This window comes from Burkholderiales bacterium, assembly GCA_035518095.1.
Classification (GTDB): domain Bacteria; phylum Pseudomonadota; class Gammaproteobacteria; order Burkholderiales; family JAHFRG01; genus JAHFRG01.
This window is the reverse complement of the sequence record DATIXX010000010.1, coordinates 57004-74584: the sequence shown is the minus strand read 5'-3', so window position 1 is coordinate 74584 and position 17581 is coordinate 57004. Positions and strand designations below refer to the sequence as shown.

The window sequence follows — 17581 nt, the reverse complement described above, 5'->3', positions numbered from 1 at the left end:
AGGGCGGCGCGCGACCCTAACGCTTAGCAGCGCACGATTTTCGTGCCCGCCAGCCGGTCGTGGAGAAACTGACGGTCACGATCAAACAACGCCCAGAGCAGTCCGGCTCCCGCGAGACTGATTCCTGCCGCCGCTATCACAAAACGCAGCAGGGCCCGACCTAAAGTGACGCGGTTCCCGTCTTTGGCGGCTAACCGTATATGCCAGCTTTTCATCGCTAAGGTCTGTCCTCCGTGCAGCCAGCACCAGGCGTAATAAGCTGCAGCAACGCTCAATAGATAAAGCTGAAAAACTGATCTGACCCAAGGCGAGCTTACGCCGTGTGCCACCCCCACAAACAGAAAGCCTGCAGCCCACCACACCGCGAACAACAACAGAGCCTCGTACAGCATGCTTAATAGACGGCGTAACAGTCCGGCTGGCTCGGGGGTATTTTGCGCAGTTGCAGCACCGGGGAGATCCACCGTTAAATATGCATGGAATTCAGCGCGCCGACTGTGGCACAGTATTAGGCGCGGCAGGAGGGCCGCCGGGGGTTGGCGCATGGGTACTGGACTGACGGTCTCGTTCTGCTTCGTATTGCTTCCATTTATTCTTGAGTTCTTGCCGCTGTTGAGGAGGCAACTGTTCCATGCGTTTGTATCGCTGTCGTGCCTGTTCGCGTTGTTCAGGCGTGAGTTCTACCCATTGCCGCATCCGCGAACGCACTCGCTGCTGTTTCTCAGCTGGCATTTCGGGATATTGTTTTGCGATTTTCAACCATTTCCTGCGTCGCTGCGGCTCCATCTCATTCCAGTTCTGCTGCAGCGGGGCGAGAATCTCTTTTTGCGCAGGTGTCAGTTCTCCCCAGGACGGAGCTTTGGTATCAGCAGCAAACGCGGGAACGACGAAACATAGCCAAGCAATAATTACTGCGAGGAACGCCTGAGCCATGAATCAAAATCCTTGTCGAGATACGCGTTGATGGGCAAATCACCGGTAAGCAGGTGTGCGTCGATATCCTCTACCTCGTTATTTTGCTTGGCGCTTTGCCAATAGATGATTCCGCCCAGGCTCAGCAATACGATCACCAGCGGAAGGAGCACCCGGGCACTGAGCAAATGGCCGCGGCGAAGCCCTGAAGCGGCGCGCCCGTCCCCCGCAACCCTTGATTCCGGTTGAGGGCGGTATTTTTGCAAAGCTAGATCGCGCGCGGCTTGCAGACTGTAGAACGTACCCTGCCTGAGCTGGTTCGCCGCACGCTCCAGTTGCTCGGCAATTTTGCTGCCCAGATGGGATTCATTCACAGTTCGACTCCTCGTTGCTTCAAAATGGCAGCAAGAGCATGCGCCGCCCTAGAACAATGTGTTTTAACGCTGCCTTGCGAGCAGCCCATAACAGCGGCTGTCTCGGCGACGTCCATTTCTTCCCAATAACGTAGCAGGAACGCTTGGCGTTGACGCCACGGCAGACTTTCTAATGCTTGTTCAATAATAGCAATAACCTGATTTTGTTCAAGCTGCTCGGAAGGACCGTCTATTACCCGTGATCCATCTGCGGGTCGCAACGTATCCAAGGGGTCCCGCTCCTCATCCTCGGCACCGGGGTGAAGCGCTGAAATCAAAATGGTCCAGAATGAGCGCACCTTTTGCCTGCGGTAGTAGTCACGAATGGTGTTTTGCAGAATGCGCTGAAACAACAAGGGCAGTTCAGCGAGAGGCTTTGCCGCATATTTCTCGGCAAGTTTTAGCATTGAGTCCTGGACAATATCCAAGGCAGCTTCTTCATCCCGTACCGAGAACAGCGCCTGCTTGTAGGCGCGGCGATCCACCCCGGCGAGAAAATTAGAGAGTTCCTGATATGTAGCCAGTTAAAGTAACCTCGTTAGCTCAAACAACGGCTGTGCCCAAATTCATGTGGCGCGAGCGGCCTGCGCGCGCACTTGACCAATAATCGGCGACACGGTACTGTTTAAGATTCCCCATGTTTTTAGCGGTTTAACGCGATGGAATTGACGGGCGCAGAGATTGTAGTGCGTTGTCTCTGGGAAGAAAAGGTCGAGCACGTATTCGGCTATCCCGGTGGCGCGGTGCTGTTTATTTACGATGAGCTCTTCAAGCAAGACAAGGTCAAGCACATCCTGGTCAGACATGAGCAGGGCGCTGTGCATGCTGCGGACGGCTATTCACGTTCTTCCAACAAAATAGGGGTTTGTCTCGTCACGTCCGGGCCCGGGGTAACCAACGCGGTGACGGGAATAGCCACAGCGTACATGGACTCGATTCCCTTGATTATTATCACCGGGCAAGTGCCGACTCACGCTATCGGACTGGACGCATTCCAGGAATGCGATACTGTGGGCATCACCCGTCCTTGCGTCAAGCACAACTTTTTAGTAAAGGATGTGAAGGACCTCGCCACCACTTTCAAAAAGGCGTTTTACCTTGCCGCAACCGGTCGTCCCGGACCGGTGTTGGTGGATATCCCAAAGGATGTCACGCAACAGAAGACTGAGTTTGCATACCCGGAATCTATCAGTATGCGCTCCTACAACCCGGTAACCAAAGGGCATCCGGGACAGATTAAGAAGGCGGTGCAGCTTTTGATGGAAGCCAAGCGTCCGATGATCTACACCGGGGGCGGGGTAATATTGAACGCGGCTTCGGATGAATTGACCCGCCTGGTGCGCTTGTCGGGCTTCCCCTGCACCAACACGCTGATGGGTTTGGGCGGGTATCCCGCGACCGATCCATTGTTTGTCGGAATGCTGGGAATGCACGGTACTTACGAAGCCAATATGGCGATGCAGAACTGTGACGTGCTGCTGGCAATCGGCGCGCGCTTTGACGACCGGGTAATCGGCAATCCGAAGCATTTTTACGACCCGAACCGCAAAATCATCCACGTCGATATTGATCCCTCGTCAATTTCCAAGCGGGTCAAGGTGGATGTGCCCATCGTCGGCAATGTCAAGGACGTTCTCAACGAAATGATCAAGCTTCTCGAGTCCTCCAAGGGAAAGCCCGACGGCGCTGCCCTCAAGGCCTGGTGGTCGCAGATCCAGCAGTGGAAGTCCAGGGATTGTCTCAAGTACGACCGCGCAAGCAAAATTATCAAACCGCAACTGGTTTTGGAGAAGCTCTACGACGTTACCAAAGGCAATGCTTTCGTCACCTCGGATGTCGGCCAACACCAAATGTGGGCGGCGCAGTTTTACAAGTTCAACAAACCGCGCCGCTGGATCAATTCCGGTGGTCTGGGCACCATGGGCTTCGGATTGCCTGCAGCGATGGGCGTTCAGTTAGCCAATCCGGGCGCAATCGTGGCGTGTGTAACCGGCGAAGCCAGCATCCAGATGTGCATTCAGGAACTCTCCACCTGCAAGCAGTACCGGCTGCCAATAAAGATCGTGAATATCAATAACCGCTACATGGGCATGGTGCGGCAATGGCAACAGTTTTTTCACGGCAACCGTTACTCCGAGTCCTATATGGACGCGCTTCCCGATTTTGTGAAGCTCTCCGAGAGCTACGGGCACATCGGCATGAAAATCGAGAAACCAGCCGACGTCGAGCCCGCACTCAAAGAAGCATTCAGCCGGAAAGACGAACTGGTGTTCATGGATTTCATCACCGATCAAAACGAAAATGTCTATCCGATGGTGCCGGGCGGCAAGGGGATATCAGAAATGATACTCGCAGAAGATCTTTGATGAATGGCGCCTTTTGGGCTGATACGGTGTAGTGCTGCTTTTTGGGATGGTTACATGCTTTTCGCGTATGCTCCGTTCGCGCAAAATTTGACGCCCTGTTTTGACCCAAAATACTTGTTCATCAGCTCCAGTTTAAGAAACGTATAATTTAAATACATGCGACACATCCTTTCTTTGCTTTTGGAAAATGAGGCTGGCGCGCTGTCCAGAGTGTCCGGCCTGTTCTCCGCCCGTGGCTACAACATCGAATCACTGACGGTGGCGCCTACTGAAGATCCTACGCTGTCGCGCATGACCATAGTTACCAGGGGTTCCGACGATGTCGTTGAACAGATCACCAAGCAGTTAAATAAGCTGGTGGACGTGGTAAAGGTTGTGGATTTGAACGACGGTGAGTTTATTGAGCGCGAGCTGATGCTGGTGAAAGTCCGCGCATCGGGCAAGGATCGAGAGGAAATGAAACGCATGGCGGATATTTTTCGCGGGCGCATTATCGATGTCAGCGACAAAGCTTATACCATAGAACTCACCGGCACCGGGTCGAAGCTCGATGCCTTCCTGCAGGCCATGGAACCCGGCGCGATACTGGAAACAGTGCGTACCGGCGCCTCCGGTATCGGCCGCGGGGAACGAATACTCAAAATCTGAGAGGTAGCCATGAAAGTCTATTACGATAAAGATGCCGACCTGTCCCTGATCAAGGGAAGAAAAGTCACTATCGTCGGTTACGGCTCGCAGGGACATGCACACGCCAACAATTTGCAGGAGTCGGGCGTTAAAGTAACGGTCGGCTTGAGGAAGGGAGGAGCCTCATGGGACAAGGCGAAGAAAGCCAAGCTGGCGGTAAAGGACATCGGAGAGGCAGTAAAAGGCGCAGACGTCGTGACGATTTTGCTTCCGGACGAGCACCATCCCGAAGTCTACCGTAAGGAAATCGAGCCAAACATCAAGAAGGGTGCAGCCCTGGCTTTCGCACATGGCTTCAACATCCATTTTGGTCAGATCGAGCCACGCGCCGATCTCGACGTTATCATGATTGCGCCTAAAGGCCCCGGCCACCTGGTGCGCTCAACTTATATCCAAGGCGGCGGCGTGCCCAGCCTGATTGCTGTAAAGCAGGACGCCTCGGGCAAAGCGCGGGATGTCGCGCTCTCGTATGCCTGCGCCATCGGCGCCACGCGCGCCGGCGTGATTGAAACCACTTTTCGGGACGAATGCGAAACCGATCTTTTTGGTGAGCAGGTGGTGCTGTGCGGGGGCCTGACGGCGCTCATACAGGCAGGGTTTGAAACGCTGGTGGAGGCGGGATATGCGCCGGAGATGGCCTACTTCGAGTGCCTGCACGAAGTAAAGCTGATAGTCGATCTGATTTACGAAGGCGGCATCGCCAACATGCGTTATTCGATTTCCAACACCGCGGAATACGGCGACTTTACCCGCGGCCCGCGCATCATCACTGGGAAAACCCGTGCCGAGATGAAGAACATACTCAGAGAAATCCAAAGCGGGCAGTTTGCCAAGGAATTTATCTTGGAAAACCGGGCGGGCGCGCCTTCGCTCAAAGCCATGCGCCGGGTCGCCGCCCAGCATCCGGTAGAGGAGATTGGGGCGAAACTGCGCAACATGATGCCGTGGATCAAGAAAAACAAACTGGTGGATGTTACTAAAAACTAGCGAGGAGAAAGCGGTGAGCGGCAAGGGGTAACGCGGAAACAGCTTTTTGCGCACTCACTTCGTTGATGAATTACCCTCATCCCATCATCGCGCGCGAAGGCTGGTCGTATTTCGCGATCGCGGTAGTCGGTTCAGTAGTTGCGACGCTCGTTGCACCGTGGTATTGCAGCCTGCCTTTATGGCTTGCAAGCCTTTTTGTTCTGCAGTTTTTCCGTGACCCTCCGCGCAGGGTGCCCGACAACGACCGCGCAGTGGTATCGCCGGCGGACGGGCGCATTGTTACGGTGGAGCGCGCTCAAGATCCCTACCTGCTGCGCGAGGCATTGAAAGTAAGCGTATTCATGAACGCATTCAACGTGCATTCCAACCGCAGTCCCGTGACCGGACGGATCGAGAAAGACTGGTATTATCCGGGGGCGTTTTTCAACGCTGCGCTGTCTAAAGCGTCCGAGAAAAACGAGCGCAAAGCATTGTGGATTAAAACCGCCGACGGTCTTGACATTGTCTGCGTGCAAGTCGCGGGATTGATAGCCAGGCGCATTCTTTGTTACGCGCGCAGCGGCGACTCGCTCGCGCGCGGGCAGCGCTACGGTTTTATCCGCTTTGGCTCGCGCGTGGATGTTTACCTGCCGCCGGGCGTCTTGGTCAAAACAGGTATCGGTGATAAGGTGTACGGGGGAGAGAGTATCCTGGCTGAGTTGCCGAGGTAAGAATTATGGAAATGTACGATCCGGAACAACCCAACAAATGGCTGCTGAAGGGCAAGTTGCCTAAGCGCGGAATCTACCTGCTGCCCAATCTTTTTACTACAGCGGCACTGTTTGCCGGGTTTTATGCGATTGTCCAGGCAATGAACGGGCGATTCGAATATGCCGCGGTTGGGATTCTTGTGGCGATGGTGCTGGATGGGCTGGATGGCAGGGTGGCCCGCCTGACACATACCCAAAGCGCGTTCGGCGCGGAATACGACAGCCTTTCCGACATGGTTTCCTTCGGTGCGGCCCCGGCACTGGTATCCTACGTCTGGGCGCTGCAAAGCATGGGCCGGCTTGGCTGGATTGCCGCTTTCGTTTACTGCGCGGGGGCTGCGCTGCGGCTCGCGCGCTTCAACACCATGCTCGAAGTGGCCGACAAACGTTTCTTCCAGGGGTTACCCAGCCCCGCAGCTGCGGCGCTGATCGCGGGACTGGTATGGGTGATGAATGATTACGAGATAAGGGGCGGGGATGTGCGCTGGCTCGCCTGGTTTGTAACGGTCTTTGCCGGGCTGTCAATGGTGAACAACCTACGCTACTACAGCTTCAAGGACATCAACCTCCGCAAAAGCGTTCCCTTCGTGTTCATGCTGCTTCTGGTGCTGTCGTTCGTTCTCATTTCGGTCGACCCGCCCACTGTGCTATTCAGCGTCTTTGTTGCTTACGCGCTGTCCGGCTACATCATGGCGCTCTGGGAGCACAGAAAAGGCAAACCTTTGGTCAGGGCAGCCTCGAGAGACAAATCCGTGCCTGAATAAAAGCGCTTCTTGCATATTCGGCAAAAAGGCATTATATTTCCTGCACCATGAGTTCTGTCCGCACCATTAGCCTCGTTTCCCGCCTTGCCGGCGCTCTGCTGGCGGGTCTGCTGCTGCGCCTCGTGCGCTAAACACTCCTAATTTCCATTCAGCATTGCCCTGAGCTTCAGAAACCGAATACCGGTTTCTGAATTGTAATATGCAGATTTTTCGAGCGGAGAACGAAATGAAACAACGGTTAATTATTTTTGATACGACCCTGCGCGACGGCGAGCAGAGCCCCGGCGCGTCCATGACGCGCGAAGAGAAAGTGCGCATTGCCAAGCAGCTCGAGCGCATGCGCGTGGATGTGATCGAAGCCGGTTTTCCGGCGGCGAGCAATGGTGATTTCGAATCGGTGCAAGCGGTCGCCAAAACCATCAAGGACAGCACCGTATGCGCACTGGCGCGCGCTATGCAAGCGGACGTCGAACGCGCAGGTCACGCGCTCAAGGGAGCGCCCGCCGCGCGTGTGCACACCTTCATCGCCACCTCCCCGATCCACATGCAAAAAAAGCTGCGCATGTCGCCCGAGCAGGTGCTGGAGCAGGCGGTAAAGGCCGTGAATTGGGCGCGCGAATATACCGACGACGTTGAGTTTTCACCCGAAGATGCCGGGCGTTCGGAAGTGGATTTCCTTTGCCGAGTGCTGGAAGCGGTGATTAAGGCGGGTGCGAGAACGCTCAACATCCCTGACACTGTGGGCTACAACGTCCCCGAGCAGTTCGGCGCGCTGATCCGTCAGTTGCGCGAACGCATTCCCAATTCGGACAAGGCAGTGTTTTCGGTGCATTGTCATAACGACCTGGGATTGGCGGTCGCGAATTCGTTGAGCGCTGTATTGAACGGAGCGCGCCAGGTGGAATGCACCATCAACGGTCTTGGGGAGCGCGCCGGCAACGCCGCGCTCGAGGAAATCGTTATGACGGTGCGCACGCGGCAGGATATTTTCCCGTGCGATACGCGCATTGACACCACCCAGATTGTTCCGGCGAGCCGCCTGGTCGCGGGTATCACCGGTTTTACAGTGCAGCCGAACAAAGCCATCGTCGGGGCGAACGCGTTTGCCCATGAATCGGGAATTCACCAGGACGGCGTGCTCAAGCATCGCGAGACCTACGAAATCATGCGCGCTGAAGATGTGGGCTGGGGCGCGAACAAGCTAGTGCTCGGCAAGCATTCCGGACGCAATGCGTTCAAGAACCGCCTCATGGAGCTTGGTATCGAGCTCGAATCGGAGGAAGCGGTCAACGCAGCTTTTGTGCGCTTCAAGGAATTGGCGGACAAGAAGCATGAAATCTTCGACGAAGATTTGCAGGCGTTGGTTTCAGAAGAGGCCGCGGCTCACGTGCAGGAGCATTACAAACTAGTGGGGCTCAGAGCCCATTCGGAAACCGGTAAACTGCCTTATGCCAGCGTGGTGATTACCACAGGCGGCAGAGAAAAGCGCGCCGAGTCGAACGGCAGCGGTCCGGTGGATGCATCCTTCAAGGCGATTGAAAGCATCGCGAAGAGTGGCGCCGAGCTGCAACTTTTTTCAGTCAACAACATCACGACGGGCACTGAGTCGCAGGGCGAAGTGACGGTGCGGCTGCAGAAGGGCGGGCGCATCGTCAACGGGCTGGGGGCGGATACCGATATCGTGGTGGCATCTGCCAAGGCCTATATCAGCGCGCTGAATAAATTGCACAGCAAGCTGGAAAGAATCAACCCGCAGGCAATGACGGTGTGATTTAAAAGCCGGTGGCAGACCGGCGGCTGGTTACTTTTTCTTGCTTCGCCAAGAAAAAGTAACCAAAAAGAAGGCGCCCCGGTTCGCCGATTTCCCCCGCGTTCCTCGGCCAAATCGGGCGCTGCGCGCTCAGACAGTGCTCGCTTCAATTCCCCCGGTTTGCCCTCGTCGCTTGGCGGCTCGCAGGGGATACAAAAACTAAAATGCGTTGATTCTGATTTTGTACAATGACAGAATCACTGCGTTTGGCACAGTTAATTACACCTTCTATGAACCGAAACGTCTTCGTGGGAATCGTTGTCTTCTTTATGCTGGCATTGCCCGGCTGCACATCTGATGAGCTCAAGCGCAGCACCTATGAGGCTCTATACCAAAAACAGTGCATGGATCGCTCGGGAACACCTAACTGCGATCCGGAACATAAAAGTTACGATGAGTATCGGAACGAACGTGAAGACGCATTTAAGGAAGATCACTAAGCCAATCCTTAAGAAAACAAGGGAGCGCGGGAATCGAAGTCCGCTTGCGGCCAGCCGGCGGCCGGTAACTGTTTTTATCTCGCTGCTTGGCGGCTCACGTTAGAAATCAATATGGCGATTGAAGCGGCGCTAATTAAACCGGTTGTCGATGCAATCATGCATGTGCTCAAAAGGAGCGAGCACACCCGCCTGAAGCAGAATGCCGAGAAAGCGATACGGGAAGCTATTCGGGAGCTGCTCCTGGCTAATCCAAACGAAAACGAGGCTGCGGCCAAGCTTGCAGTCGCGAAGGCCGCCGGCTTGATCTCCGGCGAAGTACTTCTGGCTGAACAGCTGCTCCAAAGCGTTAAGGACGCTAAGAAACGACCGAAGAAAAAGGCACGAAAAAAGAAGCACGCGCGGCGAAAGACCGCGAAAGGTTTAAGTGGCTGACGCACGGTCAGGTGTGAGATGTCAATTGATTAATTCCAGCCAAGGGGAACATCATGGATTTCGTCTGGTTCATTTTGATCGGTTTGGTGGCAGGATGGTTGGCGGCGCAGCTGGTAAAGGGCGGAGGATTTGGCGTCGTTGGGGACATTGTCGTCGGTGTGGTTGGAGCGTTGTTGGGAGGGTTTCTGTTTCGTTCTCTGGGCGTGTCCGCAGGTCGTGGACTGCTCGGAAGCATCATTGTTGCGACAATTGGCGCGATCATACTTATTTTCGTCTTACGTTTGATCAAGCGCTCCAAATAATCTAACCTGAATTCAGCCCAAGCTGCCGGAGCTGCGACGAAAACAGTGGGGAGATAAGTTCACATGAACGTAAATCAAATTCAGAAATAGGCGGTAGTATTTGCAGAGATCCGCAATTGTTAAAGCATGTGGAAATTCTGGACTACCATTGAGGAAATATGATCATGCGTGAAATTTGCCCTGTTACTCCTGGTGCGTGGCGCGCCAGGACCGCGGGTACCGCAATTGTCAGCCTGTGTGCCTGCCTGCTGTTCAGTGCGCCGCTTCGAGCCGAAACCAAGTTGCCTCCTGTCGATGAGCTTCTCCGAGACCTGAAATTTACAAAGGGAGATTTGGAAAATGCGAAGGAAGGCAAGATCGTCGAGAGATCTGTAGGCGAGGGATCCGAGCGGTCGCTCTCGATCGGCCTTGCCCTGCTGATCAAGGCCAAGCCCGAGGAAATTGCAAAGCTGTATCGAGAAACGCAGGATACAGAATCGGTCAAGGCTTTCAAGGTGCGCGTCACGATTCCTGGAGCAGGGACGCTGGCGGACTTCGCGGCGGTGGATCTGCAGCCGAATCCCGAAAAAGAAGCCCAGCGCTATCTGGATGCCGAACCGGGCAGCACGCTGAACCTGGATGCCAAGGAGATGGCCGCCTTTCAGGCGCTGAAGTCAGCGAGTAAAGGCAAGGCTGTGCCGGTAAAGGAAGTGGAGCAACTCGTCCGTCAGGACCTGCTGGCCAGGTATCAGGCCTATCGGACAAAGGGCCTGGCAGGCATTGCCCCGTACCAGCGCGGGAAGAACTCACAACGGTCTGTCCGCGACGAATTGCTCCTTGCCACCAAGGAAAGCGCGGGGCTGGAAAAGCACGTGCCCCACTTGCACGACCTGCTTCTGCACTACCCGGCTGCCAAGGAAAAAGTAACGAAGGATAAGTTCGAAGAATCCTTTCATTGGTTCAACGTCGAACTCTTCGACCGTCCGACCTACATACTGACGCACCGCATGGCCATGTTCGTAGACTATGCCTATGTCAACGTCGAGCGCACATATTACGCCAGCCACGATTACAACTCGATGCAGCAGATCGTCGCGGCGATCCCGACCAAGGACGGCACGCTACTGATCTATGTCGCCCGCGTCTCGACCGACCAGGTTGGAGGATTCAAATCTGCCGCGGCGCGCCCCGTGGCGCGTACTGTCATGGCGCCGTACATCAAGGATATGTTAGAAGCCCTTCGGAACCGCGCTGAAAAAAAATGATCCGATCGGTTGCCTCAAGACGCGAGGAAACAATGGGTGGTCAGGTTTTGAGAAGTCAGTTCGTAAATATAAAAACACATTTTGACCTTTGATCTAAAGTTCGCCGGTGGCAGACCGGGAGCTGGTGGCTTTCTGTTGCGTCGCCAAAAGAAAGTCACCAAAGAAAACGCAACCCTGCCTCGCCGCCCCCATGGAATTTCCTCCGTTCCTCACCAAACTTGGCGGCTGCGCAACTCGCGCGTTCCGCGCTCAGACAGTGCTCGCCGACTGCTCCCAAGTCTGGCTGCGGTATTCGGCGGCTCAGAAGGGGAAAATTCTCAAGCCAAAACGGCTTCCGTTTGCAAACTTGTTCTGGTGTAGGATGACAAAATCATGCTGAATTTGGCGTAATTAATTGCAGTTTTTCCGGTGTCTATATCTAGCTTTACGGCACAAAAATCGCTATGACGGAAAAACAACCTGAACGTCCGCCAATGCATCCGGATAGAGAACAGATATTTGGTAACGAAGCTTTTGCTATAGGCATGCTACAGGCTGTGGCTGGCGGATCTGTCGTTGCAGCCATTTCCCAACTGGACAAGATCCTCCAGTACGCAAATATGCTTGCGTTTTTGCTTTTTATCACCTTAATGTCGTTTGGTCTGGTCGCGGCAATCTCGGCAGCGTATTGGCGACATCAGTACAAGATGTGGGATGTAAAGCAAAAGCCGGGGAAAGCTGGTTGGTACTTGTCCGCTATGCGTAGGTCGATGCTACTTGCTTTGATTCTCGTAGTGGCAGGTGTTCTGTGGTTGGTCGGGTCTTTCTGGTATGTAGATTACTGTCTCCCAAACACTCCCAACATTTAAATAGTGTGGATGGGCTGGAAGTGCCGTGCCATAATTGGTTTTTGTGCCGGCTGGTCGCACAATAAAAACCATTGTTTCCGTCGCAACACGTCACCGCGCGTTCAATTGTCTCAATAACTCGCTGTTCACGCTTTGCATTCCTTCGCCATTTTCACAAGCGCTGCACGCGCTTGCAGGGCGTCGAGCACTGGAGTTTCGAAATCGAAGCGCAATAATTCTCCGTCGGCGCGGACATCGAAGCCGTCGCAGTCTATTCCGATCATTTCGGCATTCTTCACATTCCTGTCTTGATAACGGCGGCAATAGTCGCGCAAGTTCTGGGCGTGGTCCTGGTTCATGTGCGCAAGTATGCTTTGCTCCTGTGCCGCGAGCTTGTTCTCAGGGCACGCGAAATCTTTTTCTGGAATCCAATGGATTTCGCCAAAGCCGCCGATATAGCGAATCACCATGGGCTGAATGCGGTAGAAAAAGAAATCGTGGGTGTCGAAATAGCCAGATGCATTTGGAAAATAGCGCAGGTAGCGTGTTTTCACCTGTTCCTGATCCTGCATGCGAGCGCAGTTGCCGAGCACGGTTAGGCGCGCTTCCGCTTGCACGTTGGTGCCGGGTTCATTAACCAGCAGGCTTACCCGGTTATCGTTATCGATGTTCTTGGTGTGCTCGGCGAGCGTGCTGATAAGTATCACGGGTCGCGCGTCGTGGTCGAGAACGTAAGGGGTGATCGAGCCGAACGGATGGCCACCGAATTTCTTGGAAAGGGTGGCCAGCATGCCGAAACGCCTTTTGCGCAACAACCGCCGCGCTTCAGCAGCGTTGGTCATGCCAGCTTCAATGCCGTTTCGGCAAGCCGCCTGCCGAGCGCGATGCAGAGTTTTCGTTCTTCTTCCGTGACCGGTTGGTCGCTTGCCATACCGGCAACGTGGCTCGCGCCGTAGGGCGTGCCGCCGCTTTTGGTGCTGATAAGCTCCGGCTCGGAATAAGGTATACCTATGATCACCATGCCATGATGCAATAGCGGCAGCATCATCGAAAGGAGCGTTGCTTCCTGTCCGCCATGCAGACTGGAGGTGGATGTAAAAAGCGCCGCGGGCTTGCCGACCAAGCTGCCCTTCATCCACAGATTTCCGGTGCCGTCCCAAAAATATTTAAGAGGCGCGGCCATGTTGCCAAAGCGCGTCGGACTTCCCAATGCAATGCCGATGCATTCTTCAAGATCCTTGACTTCGGCGTACGGCGCGCCTGCATCGGGAACCTCTTTTTCCACCGCTTCGCAAACGGTAGACACCTTGGGAACCGTCCGGATGCGCGCTTTCACCTCTTGTACCTGTTCAACGCCGTGTGCAATCGCCCGCGCCATTTGTTTTACTGCGCCGTACTGGCTGTAATAGAGAACGAGGATTTCTTTCATAAAGGAAGCATTAACGACGAATCATAGGTATTATATAGCAACCAAATTCATTCCCTCTGCTTATGCCGAGACGAATCTACTCAGGCTCTGGCTATTTGCGGTTTGTATGGAAGCGCTTCAAGCACGACCGTTGCCTCCAGGCGGCGGGCAGCCTTACTTTCACCACTTTGCTGTCTTTAGTGCCGCTCATTACCGTTGTCTTGGCGGTATTGACGGCATTCCCGGTGTTTTCAAATTTTTCTGCTGAGCTAAGAACATTCATATGGAACAACCTGCTTCCAGAAGCGGCGGGTAAAGTTGTCACCGTTTACCTGAAGCAGTTCACCGAGCACGCGGCGCGACTCACGGCGCTGGGGATAATTTTTCTGGGCGTGACCGCGCTCATGTTGATGCTAACGATAGACCGTACACTCAATACCATATGGCGAGTGACACGCCCGCGCCCTCTGCTAAACAGGCTATTGATTTATTGGACGGTGCTTACCATGGGGCCGCTTCTGATCGGCGCCAGCCTGTCGATGACGTCCTGGATGCTCACGACGGCTCTGGGATTTACCAAGCAGCTCCCGGCCATGGAATTGTTTTTGCTCAAGCTCACGCCGCTGCTATTGTCGACGGTCGCCTACGCGCTGCTTTTTCTCACCGTGCCTTATCGCTATGTTCCGGTGAATCACGCGTTTGCCGGTGCCATCGTTACGGCCGTGGGTTTTGAAGCAATGAAGCGAGGCTTTGCGTTTTATATCGCGCACGTTCCCAGCTATAAGCTGGTTTACGGCACCTTTGCCAGTCTTCCCATTTTTCTGTTGTGGATCTACCTTTCTTGGCTTGTGTTTCTCCTCGGTGCAGTCATTGCGGCGTCATTGCCGAACTGGCGCGGGGACGTGGACCCGGAACAGAGGGCACCGGGTTACCAGTTTTACCATGCCCTGCAAATCTTGCGGGCCCTCATTCAATCGCTTAAAACCGGGGATGTGATGAACCTGCCGAAATTACACAAGCAATTGCGACTTGGCATAGAAGAAATTGAAGATGTGCTGCAGCGTCTGAGTACGGCAAACTGGGTGCGCAAAGCGGCTGGCGAGGGATGGGTGCTGGTGCGTGATCCGGAACAGCTTACGGTGGCAGATGTCTACCGCTTGTTTGTATTTGATCCGCCGCGCGCGCACCCGAGGATGCCTCACTCCGGTATACCTGATACATTACTTCAGGATATGCTTGAGCAAGGAGAAATGAAAATTCCACTGAAAACGCTGTTTTCCGAAGCCGGGAGCGGTGTCAGCCAAGCAACGCCCTGAGGGCCCCCGACGCACTCGATTCCGCGGCCTATTCGATGCTGAACTGGAACAGGTCGAAACTGGCGGTCTGGTCGACGAGGCGCATGGCGCGCACATGGCTAACAACGCCGTTCATGTAGAGAAGGTATTCAAGTTTGCTGCGGAATGTGGCCGGGGCCGCGACGATCGTGGCAGGCTGTTGCAGCGGGCGCAGTTCGGGCAAAAGCAAAGCCGCCTGGAACGTTTCCTTGGGGCCCGCTACAACCGGCTTGATGGTTACCGCAGTTGCTGTAGGCGCCAACATCTGCACCCCGAGCTCAACATTATCCGAGTTTCCGGTGAACACCCTTCGTACCACGCCGATATTCCAGATTCGGCTGTCCGCTGAGCGCAACCCAATTATTTCCCCGATCCGGATTGGCTGCGTGATGTTGGTGACGGATTTCAGTCCCATTCCGCCGGCGCTTTCGTTGGTAACCGCCCACTGGCTCGTGGCAAAATGCGCCCGTTCGGATTTGGCCGTGCCAGTCGAGCCGCCGATGGTGTCAATTCTGAAATCCAGAGCGCTCTGTTCGGCCAGCTCAGGCTGGGCCGAGACATAGTGACACGTCGCGCGCAGGCCCACACAGATTTCCATGGGGGCATTGTTATTCATGCGCTGGAATTTGCGCTTGGGCATGAACGTCCAGTCCCTGCCGAGCCGCCGTAATAGGCTGACATATGAAACCTGTTTGGTGTGATCCGGCAGACTCAGCGCTTTTTGCAAGTTTGCCGCTTCCAGTCTCGCGATGTCGTCCTCCAAGGCGGAAACCAGGGCGTCAGTGCCAAGCAGGATGTGATTGTGCATTGTGGCTTTTGTATCCTGCTCGAGGGATTTTGGCGGGGCGTCGCTATCCAGATTAATCACAAAAACTCCCGAGGCATTCTGCTTATCCTGCATGGGATAGAGCTTGGCCAGATTCCCCTGCTGCTCCAGGTAATCGGTAACCTTTTCTACTTCTCCTTGCATGAGCTTGTAAGGATTCGCCAAGCCAAGCAGCAGCGCACGTTTGTACGTCGAGCTGATGCTGTTGCGGCCCCCGTCCAACGGCTCATCGTGCAGCTTACGCTGCAGCGCGAGCTGAGCCAGTTGGTGGATTTCCGACCACATCCCGGGCGGCGCCGGGGAATAGGTTTTGTAAAACGCGCCCAAGGCTTTGCTCAAGGCGTCCATGGCGCGCTGAATTAGGAGATGCAGGTGCGCGCGGCCTGCAATCCGAAGGCGTTTTTTCTGTAACCGGTCGAGCAGAATGATCTTGTAACCGTAGGCCAGCTCAACGTACAACCGGCGTGCAAGATTCGCAGCCTGGCGGCTCTTCTCAGGCAACGGCAGTGCGACCATCGTGTATTTATGCTCCAATTCGGGAACCAAATTGTTGATCGCGGCAGTATACAGCTCGAGCAACTTGAGGCGGTTCTCAATATCCAGCGGAGTCCGGTTAAGCGAAATGAGCGCATCGGAAACACTGCGTGCGGCTTCCACGATGTTGGCCAGCGGTAACGCCTCCAGCCACGCTTTAACCCGCCTTGGGCGGGTTTCCGCCTTCAATTGCAAAGTTTCGCCGGTTTCAGGCAAACTGAGTTTAATTGGCATAAATTAATATACAGGACCAATGAACAGGTACTGTACCTTCGAAAGAAGTCTCCCGAAAAGCGAACTAATTGTTAGCGGCCGAGCGGCGAACCTGGCCATTATTTTGCACAAAGCAAGTATAGACGCAAAATGGCAAGTATTCACGCAGAAAGCAACAGAGGTGTCAATAGGCGCTGCACGCTCGCGTCACCGCAAAATGCGCGGTCAGTTGTCCCGATTATCCGCATCCATTAGTGATCGCAATTGCAAAAGATTTTAACAAAACAGTTTTTTTTGGCCGCCTGTCTGGCGCTCGCGGGCGCGGCGCATGCTGGGGATTTTTCCTTGACCGACACGCAGGGGAAAACGCACCGGCTTAGCGATTACCGTGGAAAATGGGTATTGGTAAATTTCTGGGCGACTTGGTGTCCGCCCTGTCTTGAAGAAATCCCGGATTTGGTGTCGCTGTACGAATCCCATAGAAATGAACTGGAAGTTATCGGTATTGCGATGGAATACCGGGATTCAAAAGCGGTGATTGAATTCGCGGACAATATGTTCATATCTTATCCGGTGGTGCTGGGAGACGAGAAAATCGCTGCGCAAATCGGCAAAGTCAACGGGCTACCCACCAGTTTCATATTCAATCCCAGCGGCGACTTGGTTATGCGTCACGTCGGACCCCTCAACCGGCAGCGGATCGAACAGTTTCTGGGTCTCAAAAAGCAGGTTGTGGAATGGTCCGGTGTTTATCTTGCATCCCGAACACCGGTTTTCCCGGCTTGGTGAATCAGCCCGGTTAGATTTGTCTTGAGTAACCGCGCGCCGGGTATTTCCAAGAGGTGATCCATGCCCTGACCACCCGGTTGGGATATTTCGATTGTCCAAGGGTTCCGTTATAGCGGCCGAGCGCCCGGAAAAGATCGCCGTTTTCCTGGTCCAGATAGTAGCGCAGGATAGTGCAGCCGTAGCGGAGGTTAGTCTTGAGGTGAAACAGATCGTGTTCGTTACTGCCGATTTCTTTCTTCCAGAACGGCATGACCTGCATATAACCGCGTGCGCCGGCTCTTGATATTGCATATTTATTAAAGCGGCTTTCCACCTGGATCAATCCCAGCACCAGTTGCGGGTCGAGCCCGGCGCGGGAGGCCTCGTAATGCACGGTCCGGAGAAAATCCATCCGCGCTTGCTCATTCGGCATTCGGTCCGCTAGCCGACGTGACATATCGGCGAGCCACGCTTTGGCCTTGGCCTCGGACCCGAAAGCAAGCCAAGGCGTGGCGTCATCGCTAACAGCGGTTCGCAACATTGCGCGGACGCTCGCCGAAAGCGG

21 protein-coding genes are annotated in these 17581 nt (G+C 54.7%); 13 read left to right on the top strand and 8 right to left on the bottom strand.

Annotated elements, in window-relative coordinates; translation table 11 throughout:
- Positions 1-23 precede the first annotated feature (23 nt).
- From VLV32_02480 to VLV32_02465, 4 genes are read right to left on the bottom strand one after another with little or no spacing between them, the layout of a single operon-like run.
- A complete protein-coding gene (locus VLV32_02480; protein ID HUL40763.1) occupies positions 24-464 on the bottom strand; it encodes an RDD family protein in 441 nt (146 codons plus the stop codon).
- A gap of 19 nt (positions 465-483) precedes the next feature.
- A complete protein-coding gene (locus tag VLV32_02475; protein ID HUL40762.1) occupies positions 484-933 on the bottom strand; it encodes a DUF3106 domain-containing protein in 450 nt (149 codons plus the stop codon).
- A complete protein-coding gene (locus VLV32_02470) occupies positions 909-1286 on the bottom strand; it encodes a DUF3619 family protein (GenBank protein HUL40761.1) in 378 nt (125 codons plus the stop codon). The genes VLV32_02475 and VLV32_02470 overlap by 25 nt, the downstream gene beginning before the upstream one ends.
- Positions 1283-1849, bottom strand: coding sequence for an RNA polymerase sigma factor (locus VLV32_02465; GenBank protein HUL40760.1), 567 nt, complete (start codon positions 1847-1849; stop codon positions 1283-1285). The genes VLV32_02470 and VLV32_02465 overlap by 4 nt, the downstream gene beginning before the upstream one ends.
- A 135-nt stretch (positions 1850-1984) precedes the next feature.
- Here VLV32_02465 and VLV32_02460 point away from each other — a divergent pair, with 135 nt between their 5' ends.
- From VLV32_02460 to VLV32_02410, 11 genes are all read left to right on the top strand, one after another.
- Positions 1985-3691 (top strand): acetolactate synthase 3 catalytic subunit, encoded by a 1707-nt coding sequence (locus tag VLV32_02460; GenBank protein HUL40759.1) that lies wholly within the window; start codon positions 1985-1987, stop codon positions 3689-3691.
- A gap of 156 nt (positions 3692-3847) precedes the next feature.
- Positions 3848-4339, top strand: a complete 492-nt coding sequence (gene ilvN, locus VLV32_02455) for an acetolactate synthase small subunit (protein ID HUL40758.1) — start codon at positions 3848-3850, stop codon at positions 4337-4339.
- 9 nt (positions 4340-4348) lie between these two features.
- Positions 4349-5365 carry a ketol-acid reductoisomerase gene (gene ilvC, locus VLV32_02450; protein ID HUL40757.1) on the top strand — a complete coding sequence of 339 codons (1017 nt, stop codon included), beginning with the start codon at positions 4349-4351 and terminating at the stop codon, positions 5363-5365.
- A gap of 65 nt (positions 5366-5430) precedes the next feature.
- A complete protein-coding gene (locus VLV32_02445) occupies positions 5431-6075 on the top strand; it encodes a phosphatidylserine decarboxylase (protein ID HUL40756.1) in 645 nt (214 codons plus the stop codon).
- 5 nt (positions 6076-6080) lie between these two features.
- Positions 6081-6878 (top strand): CDP-diacylglycerol--serine O-phosphatidyltransferase, encoded by a 798-nt coding sequence (pssA, locus tag VLV32_02440; protein ID HUL40755.1) that lies wholly within the window; start codon positions 6081-6083, stop codon positions 6876-6878.
- Between the two features lie 226 nt (positions 6879-7104).
- Positions 7105-8649: a 2-isopropylmalate synthase gene (locus VLV32_02435; GenBank protein ID HUL40754.1), complete on the top strand. Its 1545-nt coding sequence runs from the start codon at positions 7105-7107 to the stop codon at positions 8647-8649.
- A 269-nt stretch (positions 8650-8918) separates the two neighbouring features.
- The gene (locus tag VLV32_02430) at positions 8919-9128 is read left to right on the top strand and encodes a hypothetical protein (GenBank protein ID HUL40753.1); all 210 of its coding nucleotides are present in this window, start codon (positions 8919-8921) and stop codon (positions 9126-9128) included.
- Between the two features lie 111 nt (positions 9129-9239).
- Positions 9240-9560 (top strand): hypothetical protein, encoded by a 321-nt coding sequence (locus tag VLV32_02425; GenBank protein HUL40752.1) that lies wholly within the window; start codon positions 9240-9242, stop codon positions 9558-9560.
- A gap of 53 nt (positions 9561-9613) precedes the next feature.
- A complete protein-coding gene (locus VLV32_02420) occupies positions 9614-9862 on the top strand; it encodes a GlsB/YeaQ/YmgE family stress response membrane protein (GenBank protein HUL40751.1) in 249 nt (82 codons plus the stop codon).
- Between the two features lie 158 nt (positions 9863-10020).
- Entirely contained in the window at positions 10021-11106 is a 1086-nt protein-coding gene (locus VLV32_02415; GenBank protein ID HUL40750.1) for a hypothetical protein, read from the top strand.
- A 443-nt stretch (positions 11107-11549) separates the two neighbouring features.
- Positions 11550-11954 carry a hypothetical protein gene (locus tag VLV32_02410; protein ID HUL40749.1) on the top strand — a complete coding sequence of 135 codons (405 nt, stop codon included), beginning with the start codon at positions 11550-11552 and terminating at the stop codon, positions 11952-11954.
- 125 nt (positions 11955-12079) lie between these two features.
- Here VLV32_02410 and VLV32_02405 read toward each other — a convergent pair whose 3' ends face one another.
- The gene (locus tag VLV32_02405; GenBank protein ID HUL40748.1) at positions 12080-12775 is read right to left on the bottom strand and encodes a DUF2470 domain-containing protein; all 696 of its coding nucleotides are present in this window, start codon (positions 12773-12775) and stop codon (positions 12080-12082) included.
- Positions 12772-13362, bottom strand: coding sequence for an NAD(P)H:quinone oxidoreductase (gene wrbA, locus VLV32_02400; GenBank protein ID HUL40747.1), 591 nt, complete (start codon positions 13360-13362; stop codon positions 12772-12774). Before wrbA ends, VLV32_02405 begins: the two co-directional genes overlap by 4 nt.
- Positions 13363-13424: 62 nt before the next feature.
- Between wrbA and VLV32_02395 the strand changes: the two genes are divergently transcribed.
- A complete protein-coding gene (locus VLV32_02395) occupies positions 13425-14657 on the top strand; it encodes a YihY family inner membrane protein (protein HUL40746.1) in 1233 nt (410 codons plus the stop codon).
- Positions 14658-14685: 28 nt separating this feature from the next.
- Here the strand turns inward: VLV32_02395 and VLV32_02390 are convergent, their stop codons facing one another.
- Positions 14686-16269, bottom strand: a complete 1584-nt coding sequence (locus VLV32_02390; protein ID HUL40745.1) for a hypothetical protein — start codon at positions 16267-16269, stop codon at positions 14686-14688.
- A gap of 243 nt (positions 16270-16512) precedes the next feature.
- Here VLV32_02390 and VLV32_02385 point away from each other — a divergent pair, with 243 nt between their 5' ends.
- Entirely contained in the window at positions 16513-17037 is a 525-nt protein-coding gene (locus VLV32_02385; GenBank protein HUL40744.1) for a TlpA disulfide reductase family protein, read from the top strand.
- 10 nt (positions 17038-17047) lie between these two features.
- Here VLV32_02385 and VLV32_02380 read toward each other — a convergent pair whose 3' ends face one another.
- Positions 17048-17557, bottom strand: coding sequence for a lytic transglycosylase domain-containing protein (locus VLV32_02380; GenBank protein HUL40743.1), 510 nt, complete (start codon positions 17555-17557; stop codon positions 17048-17050).
- Between the last annotated feature and the right edge of the window lie 24 nt (positions 17558-17581).